This window comes from Gordonia sp. C13 (genome assembly GCF_023218005.1).
GTDB classification, from domain to species: Bacteria; Actinomycetota; Actinomycetes; order Mycobacteriales; family Mycobacteriaceae; genus Gordonia; species Gordonia namibiensis.
Map to the genome: position 1 here is coordinate 225,186 of NZ_JALPSY010000002.1, position 14,222 is coordinate 239,407.

The following is a 14,222-nucleotide window of genomic DNA, read 5'->3' on the forward strand; positions in this document are numbered from 1 at the left end:
AGGAATCGCGAAAGGTGTCGAAGGTGACTGATCCGGGCAACAGGTCAAGCCGTCCGGCAATCGTCCACGGCAATCGCGAGGTCAGTCGCCGCGAGTTCGAATCGCGAGTGGCGACGTTGGCACGTGAGCTCATCGCGCTCGGTGTCCGTTCGGAGGTCGCCGTCGGGATCCAGATGGAGCGCTCGATCGAGCAGGTCATCGCGATCCATGCAGTGATCACTGCCGGTGGCCACTTCGTTCCGCTGGATGCGCAACTCCCTGTTGACCGTTCCCGGTACATGGTGGCCACGGCAGGGGTCCGGTTGGTCGTCGTGACGGGCAGCGGCCAAGCCGAGGCGATGGAACGGTTCGGCGACCTCGCCGATGTCCACGTCTTCGACGGGACGGGTCCCGCCGGCGACGAATCACCGATCACCGACGCCGATCGTGCCGTGCCGGTGAGGCCAGACAACGCTGCTTTCACCTTGTTCACGTCCGGCTCGACAGGCCGCCCCAAAGCAGTGGTCATCACGCACGAGGGCGTCGCCAATCGACTCGAGGCGGATGCCGAACAGTACGACCTGTGTGACGAGGACGTCTTTCTGTACAAGGCGCCGATCAATTTCGACGTAGCGGTTCGCGAGGTGTTCCTGCCGGTGACGGTCGGGGCGACCATGGTGATCGCTGAACACGGCAGGCACGGCGATCCCGCCCACCTGGCGGATCTGATCCGTCGTCACGGCGTCACGATCGTGCACTTCGTGCCGGCCATGCTCGCCGCGTTCACAGAGGTCCTCGGGGCTCGAGTCGGGGAGTTGTGCTCTCTGCGGCTGGTCATGACCGGAGGCGAAGCCCTCACGCCACCGGTCGCGCGAGACCTGATTGCGTACCTACCGCAGACGCGGGTCCAGAATCAGTACGGTCCGGCCGAGGCATCCATCGTCGCCACCGTCCACCGAGTGACGCCGGACAGCCGGACGGTGCCGATCGGAACCCCCACGAGGTGGGTCGAAGCCTACGTTCTCGACGACTCGCTGGACATCGCTCCGGCAGGCGTGCCGGGCGAGTTGTATCTGGGTGGAAAACAGCTCGCCCGCGGATATGCCGGCCGAGCCGACCTGACAGCGGAGCGCTTCGTTGCCGATCCGTTCGGGGAGCCGGGAGCCCGCCTCTACCGGACCGGGGACCGGGCGCGCTGGAACACCGAGGGCCAGCTGGAATACCTCGGACGCAACGACTTCCAGGTCAAGCTACGCGGACAGCGCCTCGAACTCGGGGAGGTCGAAGCGGCGCTCGCCGCGGCTCCCGGTGTCTTGCACGCGGCCGCGACAGTGGTGGACGCACCCGGCGGGCAGCAACTGGTCGGCTATCTGGCCCCGGCCGACGTCGACGTGGACGCCGTGGCGGCCAGTGTGACCGCACGCCTACCGGAGTACATGCGGCCGACCACCTGGGTGCGCTTGGAATCCATGCCTGTGAACACATCTGGCAAGGTGGACCGCAGTTCGTTGCCGGCGCCGGAATTCGGTGCCGTCGAGTTCGTGGCTCCGGAAACATCTGAGGAAGCGGCCGTCGCCGCACTTTTCGCCGACCTGCTCGGGCTCGAGCAGGTGAGTGTCACCGAATCTTTCTTCGATCTCGGCGGAAGCTCCCTCTCGGCTGCCCGTATCGCGGCACGCGTCTCGGATGAACTGGGCGTCGAGGTGACGGTCCGGGACGTGTTCGACGCCCCGAGCGTGCGGGAGTTGTTGGGCGCCACCAGTAGCCGCGGTGCCGCGCTGCCGCCGATCACCGCGGTGGATCCGCGTCCGGATCGTATTCCGTTGTCGTTTGCGCAGCAGCGGATGTGGTTCATCAACAAGCTCGAACCTTCGAGCGGGATGTACAACATCCCGGCGGTGTTGCGGGTCCGTGGTGAGCTGGACCTGCTGGCTCTGCGTTCCGCAGTGGGTGATGTGTTGACGCGTCACGAATCGTTGCGGACGACGTTCCCGGATGTCGAAGGGGAGCCGTTTCAGTCGGTGCACGAGGTTTCCGAGATCGCCGAACGGCTGGATTGGCGGGAGGTGGACTCGGCCGGCGACATCGAGGCTGTCGTCGCAAGTGGATTCGCGCTGGAGCGCGAATGGCCTGTGCGCGTACGTGTCTGGAAGTCCGCACCAGGGGAGCATGTGGTCGCGGTGGTGATGCACCACATCGCCTCAGACGGAGAGTCCCTCGCACCTCTGGTGTCGGATCTCGTCGCTGCGTACCTTGCGCGGTCAGGCGGAGAGTCGCCGGTGTTCGCGCCTCTCGAGGTGCAATACGCCGACTTCGCGTTGTGGCAGCGTGCGGTGCTGGGTTCGCCAGACGATGCCGAGTCGGTGGTCGGTCGGCAGCTGGCGTACTGGACCGAGCGGCTCGCGGGTCTGCCGGACGTGCTGGAATTGCCGACGGATCGACCCCGACCGCCGGTGGCATCCGGTCACGGAGTCCGACGGCCTTTCCAGGTCCCGCCCCAGGTCACCTCGCGCGTCCGGCAGGTTGCTGATGCCCACGGGGTCACCCCGTTCATGGTGCTGCACTCGGCTCTCGCCGTGACCCTGTCCCGGCTCAGTGGTACCGACGACATAGCCATCAGTACGCCCATCGCGGGGCGCGGACGCGAGGTGCTCGACCCGCTGGTCGGCATGTTCGTCAACACCCTTGTGCTGCGGACAACGGTCGACCCCGGTGGCTCGTTCACCCAGTTGCTCGACCACGTCCACGTCGTCGATGTGGATGCGTTCGCCCACGCGGATGTGCCGTTCGAGTCGGTAGTCGATGCAGTCGCCCCCGTGCGCAGTGAGGCATTCGCACCGCTCGCGCAGGTGATGCTCGTCGCCACGCCCCGCTCCGCTGGGGTGCCGCGTTCGATCGAACTCGGGGAACTCGAATTCGCCCCCGTGGTCACCGAGGAAGTACCCGCGCAACGTGATCTCACTGTGAACATCGAGATCTCCCAGACCGGCTCGTGGACGGGTTCGGTGGTCGCGGCCGCAGATCTGTTCGATCCGTCGACGGTGGATGCCTTCGCGACTCGAATGGTGTCGGTTCTTGATGAACTGACGGCGGCGCCGACATCGCCGGTGGGAGACGTCGCGCTGATGTCGGACGATGAGGCGTCGGCTGTCGCGTCCCTGGAGTCTGGTTCGCCGACGATCGATTCGGCCACGTTCGGCGGACTTGGCTCGTTGGCGGACGGGTTGTCGCGTGCGGTGGCGGCGTACCCGGGTCGTGATGCGTTGGTGTTTGGGGATCGGACTGTGTCGTTTGGTGAGTTCGGTGCTCGGGTGTGGGGGTTGGCGCGTGAGTTGATCGCGGTTGGTGTGGGGCCGGATGTTGCTGTGGCTGTGGTGATTCCGCGGTCGGTGGAGTTGTTGGTCGCGGTTCATGCGGTTGTTGCTGCTGGTGGGCAGTATGTGCCGGTGGATCTGGATGCGCCTGCTGATCGTGTGGAGTACATGTTGGCGACGTCGGGTGCTTCGCTGGTGCTGGTGGCCGGCGGGTTGCCGGTGCCGGCTGCGGTGGCGCAGGTCGATGGTCTGTCGGTGCGTGAGGTGGATGCGTCGGGTTCGTTCGATGCCGGTGTGGGGCCGGTGTCGGATGCAGATCGTCGTGCGCCGTTGAGTGTCGATGATGCGTTGTACACGTTGTTCACGTCGGGGTCGACGGGGCGGCCGAAGGGTGTGACGGTGTCGCATCGGTCGGTGCTGAATCGGCTGGCGTGGATGGATGCGTGGTATCCGGTGTCGGGGTCGGATCGGGTGTTGCAGAAGACGCCGGTGACGTTCGACGTGTCGGTGTGGGAGTTGTTCTGGCCGTTGGTTGCCGGGGTTCCGTTGGTGATCGCGGAGCCGGGTCGTCATGGTGATCCGGAGTATCTGCGTGAGGTGATCGTCGATCGTTCGGTGTCGGTGGTGCATTTCGTGCCGTCGATGTTGTCGGCGTTTGTCGACGTGTTGGGTGATCGGCTCGGCGGGTTGACGTCGCTTCGGTATGTGTTTGCTTCGGGTGAGGCGTTGGCGCCGGCGGTGGCGGGCGGGTTGTTGTCGCGGCTGCCGGGTGTGGGTTTGCACAATCTGTACGGGCCGACCGAGGCTGCGGTTGATGTGACGGCGTATTCGGTGCGGGCTGGTGATGCGGTGGTGCCGATTGGTTCGCCGGTGCCCAAGACGGTGACGCGGGTGTTGGATTCGCGGTTGGCGCGGGTTCCGGTGGGTGTGCCGGGCGAGTTGTATCTCGGTGGTGTGCAGGTGGCGCGGGGGTATGCGGCGCGGCCGGATCTGACTGCTGAGCGTTTTGTTGCTGATCCGTTCGGTGGGCCGGGGGAGCGGTTGTATCGGACCGGGGATCTGGTGCGGTGGAATGCTTCGGGTGAGTTGGAGTATCTGGGGCGTACCGATTTCCAGGTGAAGTTGCGTGGGCAGCGGCTGGAGTTGGGTGAGGTCGAGGCTGCGGTGGCGGCGGCGCCGGGTGTGGTGCATGCGGCAGCGGTGGTGGCTGAGTCTGGTGGTGGGCAGCAGTTGGTGGCGTATGTGGCGCCGGCTGATGTGGATGTGGATGTGGTTGCCGAGTCGGTGGCGTCGGTGTTGCCGGGGTATATGCGCCCGTCGGTGTGGGTGCGGTTGGATGTGATGCCGCTGACGTCGTCGGGCAAGGTGGATCGTAAGGCGTTGCCTGCGCCGGTGTTCGAGGCTGTCGAGTATGTGGCTCCGGCTTCGGATGCCGAGGAGCGGGTTGCGGCGGTGTTTGCGACTTTGCTTGATGCCGAGCGGGTTTCGGTGACCGAGTCGTTCTTCGATTTGGGTGGTAACTCGTTGTCGGCGATGCGTTTGGTGGCGCGGGTGTCGGATGCGTTGGGTGTGCAGGTCGGTATCCGGGATGTGTTCGATGCGCCGTCGGTGCGGGATCTGGTTGCCGCGGTGGCCGATCGTCGTCCTGCTCTGCCGCCGGTGAGTCGTGTCGAGTCTCGGCCGGACCGGCTGCCCCTGTCGCGTGCTCAGCGACGGATGTGGTTCCTCAACCAGTTCGACACGGGTTCGGGCACTTACAACATCCCGATGGCGCTGACGCTGTCCGGGGGCGTCGACGACACGTTGTTGTTCGACTCGGTGTGCGACGTCGTTGCACGTCATGAAGTACTGCGCACCGTGTATCCGTCCGTCGGTGCCGCTCCGGTGCAGGAAGTCCTGCCCGTCGCTGCGGCCCGGGAGCGGCTCGACTGGCACGAGGCCGATTCGATCGACGCTCTGATCCGTTCGACCACAGAAGGTTTCGACGTCAGCTCGCAGCTGCCGATCCGCGGACGTTTCCATCGCGACGAGGCCGGTCTGCACATCGCGATCACGGCGCATCACATCGCCATGGACGGCCAGTCCATCCCGGTGCTCGCCCGAGACCTGATGGCCGCCTACGCGGCACGGGCGGAGGGCAGCGAGACCGGTCTACCCGGCCTCGACGTCCAGTACGCCGACTACGCCCTGTGGCAGCAGGCCGTCCTCGGCGACGCCGCGGACGAGTCGAGCGTCCTCGGCGGGCAGTTGGCACACTGGCGCAGCTCTCTCGCCGGACTTCCCACGGTGACCGACCTGCCGATGGATCGGCCACGGCCGGCCGTGCTCAGCACGGCGGGCGCGACGGTCACCGTCGAGTTCGACGACGACCTCGCCGACGCCGTCGACACGCTCGCCCGCAGCAACTCCATGACCGCGTTCATGGTGACCGAGGCGGCCTTCGCGGCCACCGTGGCCCGACTCGCCTCGACCACCGACGTCGTGATCGGGACCCCGATCGCGGGCCGGAACGATGCCGCACTCGAAGACCTCATCGGGATGTTCGTCAACACCCTGCTGTTGCGTACGCAGGTAGATCCCGGCGACAGCGTCGGCGAGCTGCTCGGCAGTGTGCGCACGACGGTGCTCGACGCCTTCGCCAACGACCAGGTCCAGTTCGACGATCTGATCGAGACGCTGGCACCCGAACGTTCGTCGTCATATCAGCCGCTGGCGCAGATCGCGTTCACCTACACCGAAGCCGCGGAAGAGGAAACCGCCGGACTCGCGGCCGCCGGTATCGAAGCCAAGCCGGTCGGCCAGGCTACCGCCGACGCCAAGTTCGACCTGACCGTGGCGATCCGTGCACGAGGCGCCGGCGCACCGATGGCTGCGGACTTCATCTACGCCACCGATCTCTTCGACGAGTCCACCGTGGAGCGGTTCGCCGCGGTGTACCGGCGGGTCTTGACGGCTGTCGTCGAGAACCAGGACATCGCGGTCGGCGACATCGACATCGTGGGTGCCGAACGAGAGGAGCCGGCACGCGCGTGCGCCGCTCCGGTTCGCACACCCGGCGCGATGGTCGGCCGGGGCGGCGAGGTCGAGGAGGGGACGCTCATCGACGTCCTCGCCCAGCGCGACCTCGATCCCGACCACCCGGCGCTCATCTGCGACGGCACCGCGATGGACTACGACGAGTTCGAGACGCGCACCAACGCGATCGCGCGGGCGCTGCTCGCCCGCGGGGTCTCGCCCGAAGACGTCGTCGCCGTCGGCATGGAGCGGTCCATCGGCTCGGTCCTCGCGACGTGGGGCGTCATCAAGAGCGGTGCCGCCTATGTGCCCGTCGACCCGGCATACCCGGCCGACCGCATCGCCTACATGCTCGACGACTCCGGTGCGACCCTCGGCATCACCGATGCGGGCACCCGTGCACGTCTCGGCGAATCCCCCTGCGAATGGGTCGATCTCGCAGACCTCGAAGCCGAAGCCGAATCCGGCGACGACATCGAGGATGCCGAGCGCAACGGATCGGTGCGGCTGACCAACCTGGCCTACCTGATCTACACCTCGGGTTCGACCGGCCGTCCGAAGGCCGTCGGTGTCTCGCACACCGGCATCGTCGACTTCGTCAACTCGCTCGCCAAGATCACCACGGGCACACCGGAAGACGAGCCCGACACCCGGATCCTGCATGTCGCATCGCCGAGCTTCGACGCATCGATGTTCGAGATGGCCTGGGCCATCCCCGCCGGGCACACCCTGGTGATCGCACCCCAGGCCGACTTCGCCGGCGACGCGCTGGCGACGGTGCTGGAGCGCGACGAGGTCACCGACATGATCATCACGCCGTCGGTGTTGGCGACGGTCGATCCGGAGCGCGCACCGTACGTGCGGAACCTGGCGACCGGTGGTGAGGCATGTCCGCCGGAGCTGGTCGAGCGGTGGTCGGAGCGCGGCCGCCGCATCTTCAACTGCTACGGGCCCACCGAGGCGACGGTGTGGGCGACGCGGTCGCGTCTGACGGCCGGCAAGCCGGTGACGATCGGAAAGCCGGTGGACGGCTTCACCGTTCGCGTCCTCGACGGACGGTTGCACGAGGTGCCCCAGGGCGTCGTGGGCGAACTGTATCTGTCGACCGCCGGCCTGGCACGCGGCTACCTCGGCCGTCCCGGTCAGACGGCGACCAGTTTCGTCGCCGACCCGTTCGGCGAGCCGGGTGCGCGGATGTATGCGACCGGCGACCTGGTGCGGGTGGCGAAGGGCGGCAACCTCGAATTCGCCGGCCGCGCCGACCATCAGGTCAAGATCAACGGCCAGCGCGTGGAACTCGGCGAGATCGAAGCCGTACTCGACGCCCAGCCGGGTGTCGCCCAGTCGGTCGTGGTCGGAGTCGAGTCGACCCGGGGTGGACGAAAGCACACCGAGGTCGTGGCCTATCTGGTCGCGAAGCCGGGCGCGGCGATCGACAGCAGCGCGGTCCTCGACGAGGCGGCCCAGCACCTGGCGGCGCACATGGTGCCCAGCCAGGCGCTCGTCATCGACGAGATCCCGCTGACCCCGGCGGGCAAGCTCGATCGCACCGCACTGCCCGAACCGCACGCCCCCGAACCGGCCGAGTACGTCGCACCGGCGAACCCCGCAGAAGAGAACCTCGCCCGGATCGTCGGCGGCCTGCTCGGTGACGAGCGGATCAGCGTCACCGAGTCGTTCTTCACTCTCGGCGGCGACTCGATCATGTCGATCCAGCTGTCGTCGGCCGCGAAGGCGGCAGGTATCCATCTGTCGCCCCGAGAGATCTTCGAGCTGAAGACGATTCGCGCCATGGCAGCTGCCGCGGCGGCCTCGGGCGGACCGGTCGAGCTCATCGAGGAACTGCCGGGCGGCGGATTCGGCGACATGCCGCTCCCGCCGGTCACTTCCTGGATGATCGAGCATTCCGAGCAGCCGTCCGACTTCGCCGACTTCTCGCAGTCGCTCGTGTTCAATGTGCCGAGTGCCGCTGCAGTCTCCGACCTGCAGACGGTCGTTGAGGCCGTGGCGGCCGCCCATCCGATGCTCACCGCAGTGCTCAGACGAGCCGGGGACGACTGGACCATGACCGCCGGCGGGGGCAAAGTCCCGGCCGTCCGCGAAATCGACACCGCGGGTCCGCTGGACTCGGCACTCGTCGACGCTCACCGGCAATTGCTCGGCGCACTCGATCCCGAAACCGGAACGCTATTCGGAACCGTCGTGGTGAACGGCGAGGGCCGCCGTCGTCTGGTCATCGCGATCCATCACCTCGGTGTCGATGCAGTCTCGTGGCCTGTCCTCGTCGAGGACCTCGTCACGGCATGGGCGCAGCTCACGTCCGGGCGACCGATCGAACTCCGTCCCGAAGGAACGTCTGCGCGACGGATCGCGCACCTGCTCGCGAACCAGGTCGACGCGCGCGCGGGCGAGATCGACTACTGGCGCCGGCAGCTACCGGCGACGCCGACATCGTTCGGTGACAACGCAGATCGCGCCCTACACAGGTGGCGCGACGAGTCCTCGCTGATGTATGTGGTCGACGACGTGGCCGGGTCGATCCTGACCTCGGTTCCGCAGGCGTTCGGAAGCAGTGTCGACGACGTGCTCCTGGGCGCCCTGGCGCGGGCCGTCCGCGGCTGGCAACGCGCCAGCGGCATCACCGACGACGGACCCGTCACGGTCTCGACGGAGGGGCACGGCCGGGACGAGAGCATCGCCGGCGACGAAGGCGCCATCGATCTGTCCCGCACCGTCGGGTGGTTCACGAGCATCACGCCGCTCGCGGTCGACGCCTCGAGCGATGTCGTCCACGCGGTGAAATCGGCCAAGGATGCGCGATTGGCACGTCCCGCAGGAGGTGTGGGATTCGGCATCCTCCGGTACAACTCGGACGGCGACATCGCCGACCGCCCGCTTCCGACAATCATGTACAACTACTTCGGCGGCGGCACGGCGCCTGCCACGGACACCGCTCCCGATGATTTCCTGCCCGTGTCCGATCGGCCGAACATGCCGAGCACCATCACCGGTGCGATGCGATCGCCGAGCATCTTCGGGATCAACATCAGTACGGCCGGTCGGGAAGCGAAGCGGCTCGAAGCGAAGGTCACCTACGCCACCGATGTACTCGACGAGACGGCGGCCTCCGATATCGCCCGACGCTGGCACGACGAGTTGCGTGCGGTCGTCGAGCTGGTCGACGGTGGTGCGGACATCGGCCTGAGTCGTGCCGACGTACCCGGTGTCGACGTCACCCAGGACGACCTGGACCGGATCGCCGAGCAGTACCCAGGGGCCGACGTCTGGCCGATGACCCCGCTGCAGCAAGGGCTCTTCTTCCAGGCCGACCTCGCCCACACCGTCGCCGACGACGGCGAGGCCCTCGACGTTTATGTCACACAGACCGTGCTGTCGCTGGCCGGCGAGGTGGACTCGGGGCGGTTGCAGACCGCCCTCGCTCAGCTCCTCGCACGACAGCGGGTTCTCCGGTCGGGATTCGTCCGGGTGCCGAGCGGTGCTGCGGTCACGGTGGTGCCGGCAGAGGTGAGCGTTCCGTGGAGCGTGATCGACCTACGGGCGGAAGATCCTGACTCCCTCGACGGTCGCGTCGAGGCCGTGCTGGCGGCCGAGCAGGCCAAGCCGTTCGACATGGCCGAGCCCCCATTGATCCGCGCGGTGCTTGTCGAGCATCGAGAGGGCGCCGAGCTCGTGGTCACCAACCACCATCTGCTGATCGACGGGTGGTCGAGCCCTCTCGTGCTCGCCGATCTGTTGTCGCTCTATGCGACGGGAGAGACCTTCACCGGTGGGTTGCCGGGAGCGACCGGGCGCGATTTCGCCGAGCACGCGCGAGCGGTGGCCACCGCCGACGTCACCGCCGGGATCACCGCGTGGCGCGAGGTTCTCGCATCGGTGACCGAGCCGACCCTGGTCGCGCCGGGCCACGAACCCTCCGCCGATGCGCCGCCGCGTGACCACGAGTTCGCCCTCGACGTGGAAGTCACCGAGCGCCTCGAAGCACTCGCGCGGGACAACTCGACCACGATGGCCACGGTGGTCCAGCTCGCCTGGGCGGTTTTCCTCTCTCGACTCACCGGCACCAGGACGGTGACCTTCGCGGAGACAGTGTCCGGCCGTTCACCGGACATCGAGGGCATCGAATCAATGGTCGGCATGTTCATCAACACGATCCCTGCGGTCGTCGACGTCGACCCCGACGCCACTGTCCTCGACGTCCTGACCACCGTTCAGAACGACAAGGTGAAGGTCCTCGACCACCAGCAGATCGGCCTGCCGATGCTGGTCGCACAGACCGGGCTGCCGACGCTGTTCGACACGCTCGCGGTCTACGAGTCGTTCCCGGTGAACGTCGATTCGGTCGCCGGCATCGACGCATCGTCCGCGGGTGGCCTGAAGTTGGTCGGTGCCAAGACGTCGGATGCCACGCACTATCCGCTCAACCTCTCCGCGTCCCGTCGCGGTGCCGAACTCGCACTGAAGCTGAAGTACCTTCCGACGGCCTTCGCTCCGGAACAGGTCGCGGTCTTCGCCGACGTCGTGACCGGGCTGCTCGGGGCCATCGCCGACCACCCGGACGCGACATGTGCCGAGATTCCGCTCCTTCCTGCTGAAGCGGGCGTCGAACTCACCCCCGTGACCGGTGGGCCCGCGACGGACCCGGTGACGCTGCCCGAACTGTTCCGGGCCGCGGTGCGCCGCGCTCCGGACAACGTGGCCGTCGTCGACGGTGCCGGTGAGCGACTGACCTATCGGGAACTCGACGAGGCCTCGGATCGATTGGCCCGCTGGCTGATCGGTCGCGAGGTGGGACCCGAGCGGGCCGTCGCCCTCGCGATCGGCAGGTCGGCTCAACTGCTGACCGCGATCTGGGCGGTGGCGAAGACCGGTGGCGCCTACGTGCCCATCGACCCCGACTATCCGGCCGAGCGCGTCGCGTCGATGATCGAGGATTCGGGCGCAGTGCTCGGGTTGTCGGTCGTCGCGTCCGGCGACCTGCCGGCCCGGGAGTTCGACTGGGTACGACTGGACGACGACACGGTGGCTGCCGAGATCGCCGCCGCGCCCGCCGGACCGATCACCGAAGCCGAACGGCTCGGAGAGGTGACACCGGCGAACCTCGCCTACGTCATCTACACGTCCGGTTCGACCGGCCGTCCGAAGGGCGTGGCGGTCACCCACTCGGGGCTGGCGAACTTCGCCCGCCAGGAATCCGAACGCCTGAATGCCGGCGACAACCCGGTGGTTCTCGGGTTCGCCTCACCGAGCTTCGACGCGTCGGTGCTCGAGTACCTCCTGGCCACCGTCAACGCGGGCACCCTCGCATACCGGCCGTCGGAAGCTGTCGGCGGAGCAGCACTGGAACGGTTCATCGCCGAACACGGTGCGACGCACACGTTCCTGACGCCGTCGGTGCTCTCGACCATGGACCCGGCCGCGGTGCCGAGTCTTCGCGTCATCGCCGCCGGCGGCGAAGCAGTGCCGCAGCCGATCGTCGACCGATGGGCCGGGGCGACGGAGCTGCACAACCTGTACGGCCCGACCGAGACGACCATCGGCATCACGATCTCGGCGGCGATGCAGCCCGGCGAGCCGGTCCGACTCGGTGGCCCGATCGGCGGGGTGGACCTGATGGTCCTCGACAACCGGCTGCGGCCGGTGCCCGTTGGCATGCCGGGCGAGCTCTACGTGGCCGGGGGAGCGCTCTCCCGCGGCTACCTCGATCGGTCCGGACTCACCGCCGAACGGTTCACCGCCAACCCTTACGGCCAAGCCGGGCAACGGATGTACCGCACCGGCGACGTGGTCCGGTGGACACCGGACGCCGCTACCGGCGGCCTCACGCTCGAGTACACCGGCCGTTCCGACGACCAGGTGAAGCTCCGCGGTTTGCGCATCGAGCTTGGGGAGATCGAGGCCGTGCTCACCGAGCACGACGCCGTCGAATCCGCGGTGGTCCTCGGCGTCGGCGGATCGGTGGCGACAGCGCTGGCCGCATACATCGTCCCGGCCGACGGAACCGTCGAGGTGTCCGAGCTGAAGGCCTTCGCAGGTAGGCGGTTGCCGGCGTACATGGTGCCGTCGTCGTTCAGCGTGATCGATGAGTTGCCCTTGACGCCGGTCGGCAAACTCGACAAGCGAGCCCTCCCGGAGCCGGTCCTCGAAGCGGGCGAGTACGTCGCGCCGGCCGCCGGCACGGAGACCGCAATTGCCGACGTGGTCGCCGCGGTCCTGAGTATTGACGCCGGTCGAGTCTCGGCGACGTCGAGCTTCTTCGAACTCGGCGGCGACTCGCTGTCCGCGGCGCGGCTCGCGGCGCGGCTGTCCGAACAGCTCGGCGTGGCCGTCTCGGTTCGCGACGTCTTCGAGGCCGGTTCCGTTCGCGCCCTCGCCGAAACCATCGGCGGCTTCGAGACCGCCGCGCTGCCGCCGGTCACCGCGGTCGATCCGCGTCCGGATCGTGTTCCGTTGTCGTTCGCGCAGCAGCGGATCTGGTTCATCAACCAGTTGGAGCCGGAGGCCCCGACCTACAACATCTCGGTCGGCGTCCGCCTGTCCGGTCGCCTGGACGTGTCCGCACTCGAGGCGGCGGTGCACGACGTGGTGGCCCGTCACGAAGTCCTGCGGACGACCTTCCCGGACGTCGACGGAGAGCCATTCCAGCTGGTCCACGCCGCGGATTCGCCTGCAGCCGAGCCGGATTGGGCGATCGCCTCCGGCGAAGAGGATCTGGTGGCCGCCGCTGGTTCCGGATTCGACGTCGCTGCAGCACCGCCGTTCCGGGTGCGCTTGCTGAAGGTGCGCGACGACGAGCACATCCTGCTGGCCGTGCTGCATCATCTGGTCGGCGATGGCGAGTCGATGCGGCCGCTGATCGGCGATATCGTCAGCGCGTATCTCGCACGTGCGGCCGGCGACACCCCGCGGTTCGCGCCTCTGGACGTACAGTTCGCCGACTACGCGTTGTGGCAGCGGAATGCTCTCGGTTCGCCGGACGACCCCACGTCGGTGGTCGGTCGGCAGCTCGACTACTGGGAGCGGCAACTTGCCGGGGCGCCGGACGTCCTGCAGCTGCCGGCCGACCGCCCGCGACCGATGGTCGCCTCGCACCGGGGTGCGATGGCGACGGTGCCGCTGCCCGCCGAGGTGAGCGCGCGGGTCGACGAACTCGCCCGTCAGCGCGGGGTGACCCCGTTCATGGTTGTCCATGCGGCACTCGCGGTGCTGCTGTCGCGGTTGTCGGCAACCGATGACATCGCGGTCGCCACCCCGATCGCGGGCCGTGGACAGCAGGCCCTCGAACCGTTGGTGGGCATGTTCGTCAACACGCTGGTGTTGCGGACACCCGTCGCGCCGCGCGGCCGGTTCGCCGACCTTCTCGACGAGGTGCGTTCGGTCGACCTCGAGGCATTCGCGCATGCCGACGTGCCTTTCGAATCCATCGTCGAGCGTGTTCAGCCGGTCCGCACGCAGGCGTTCGCTCCCCTGGCACAGGTGATGGTGACGGTCGTCGACCAGACGGCAGCCGGCCCCTCGGACGGGCCCGCCGAGGCAGGCGAGCTCACGGTGACCCCAGTCGAGTCGCCGGTGGTGCCTGCGCAGTACGACCTGACGGTGACCGTCGGGATCAACCGGAGCGGCGACGGGGAGGTCCGGCTCGTCTACGCCACCGACCTCTTCGACACCCAGACCGCACAACGGTTGGCCGAGCGGTTCGTCGCGGTTCTCGACCATCTGACATCGCTGCCGAATGTTCTCGTGGCGGAGGCTCCGCTGATGACCCCTGCGGAGCAGGACGAGGTCCTCGGCTGGTCTCGAGGCGCGTCGGACGGCCCCGCGGAGGAGACCTTGCTCGAGTTCGTGACGGGTAACCTCCGATGAGGGACGGCGCCGAACACAGCTGGAAGCACCGAG

Annotated in this window: 1 protein-coding gene; it reads left to right on the forward strand. The window is 67.7% G+C overall.

Annotated elements, in window-relative coordinates:
• Positions 1–23: 23 nt before the first annotated feature.
• Positions 24–14,189, forward strand: coding sequence for a non-ribosomal peptide synthetase (locus tag M1L58_RS03455; protein WP_308221786.1), 14,166 nt, complete (start codon positions 24–26; stop codon positions 14,187–14,189).
• Positions 14,190–14,222 lie beyond the last annotated feature (33 nt).